Source organism: Leisingera sp. F5, from assembly GCF_001593695.1.
Genome location: NZ_LUKH01001112.1, coordinates 1 through 1,265 on the forward strand (window position 1 = coordinate 1; position 1,265 = coordinate 1,265).

2 protein-coding genes are annotated in these 1,265 nt (G+C 66.4%); both read right to left on the minus strand.

Features of this window, described 5'->3' with window-relative positions; genetic code table 11:
• A partial coding sequence (locus tag A2I95_RS39335; RefSeq protein ID WP_291737787.1) for an FAD-dependent oxidoreductase occupies positions 1-785 on the minus strand: 785 nt, incomplete at its 3' end.
• Positions 782-1,265, minus strand: a 484-nt coding sequence (locus tag A2I95_RS39340) for a phosphomethylpyrimidine synthase ThiC (RefSeq protein WP_291737788.1), incomplete at its 5' end; no start/stop codon positions are given. The genes A2I95_RS39335 and A2I95_RS39340, both read right to left, overlap by 4 nt.

The window sequence follows — 1,265 nt, forward strand, 5'->3', positions numbered from 1 at the left end:
CCGGTCTCCACCACGCTGGCCTCGGCAAATGCCGGGTGCAGGGTGAAGGCGGCGTTCAGCAGTTCGCTGAGCGACCGCAGGGTGATTGCCCGGTCCGAGCTGCTTTCGATCATGGTGCCGCCGATCATGAAATATCCGTCCCCGCGGGGAACAAGGTACAGCGGCATCCGTGGATGCAGCAGACGCAGGGTGCGGCTGATCTCCACCTCCGGGCAATGCAGGACCGCCATCTCGCCGCGCACCGGGCGCAAGCCCGGCAGGGATGCCGCCATGCCGGTGCAATCCAGCGTGACGCGGGCAGGGGCAGGAGTGCCATAACGGATTTCCACGCCCATCTCTTGCACTTTGGCGCTCAGATCCCGCAGCGCGCGCCGCGGGTCCAGATGTGCCTCCTGCTCAAAGAACAGCCCTTGCGAAAACCGCCCTCCCAGCGCTGGCTCTAGCCCGGTGATCTCTGCGCTGTTCACCTCCCGGTGCCCCGAGGTGCGGCGGCCAAAGCGAGTGAGTTCCGCCCGGTCGCGGGCAGGCGCTACCACCAGCGTGCCGCGCCTGTGGACTGGTGTGATCTTGGCCCACCAGCCGAAGGTGCGGCTGCCGAGGGTGATGACCTCCTCCTCGGCGCTTTCCCTTTCGCACCAGGGCGCCAGCATGCCGCCTGCAAAGCGCGCGACGCTGCTGTCTCCGGGGGTATTGCCCCGTTCATAGACCGTGACCTTGGCCCCGCGCTGCGCCAGCTCATAGGCGCAGGCGAGGCCGGCAAGGCCTGCGCCTGCGATGGTGATCATTCCGCCGGTTCCGCAGTCTCAGGCGCGGGCACATACAGTTCGCCGCCTTCGCGGAACTTTGCCGCCATTGCCTCCATGCCCTCTTTCTGAGCCTCGGCGCGGATGTCGTGGCTGATCCGCATGGAGCAGAACTTCGGCCCGCACATGGAGCAGAAATGGGCCACCTTATGGGCCTGCTTGGGCAGAGTCTGGTCGTGGAACTCGCGTGCGGTATCCGGGTCCAGCGACAGGTTGAACTGATCTTCCCAGCGGAATTCAAACCGCGCGCGGGACAGCGCGTCATCGCGGCGCTGGGCGCCCGGCAGGCCCTTGGCCAGATCGGCGGCATGGGCGGCAATCTTGTAGGTGATCACGCCGACCTTGACGTCGTCGCGGTCGGGCAGGCCCAAGTGTTCCTTGGGGGTCACGTAGCACAGCATCGCACAGCCGAACCAGCCGATCATCGCCGCCCCGATGCCGCTGGTGATATGGTCATAACCC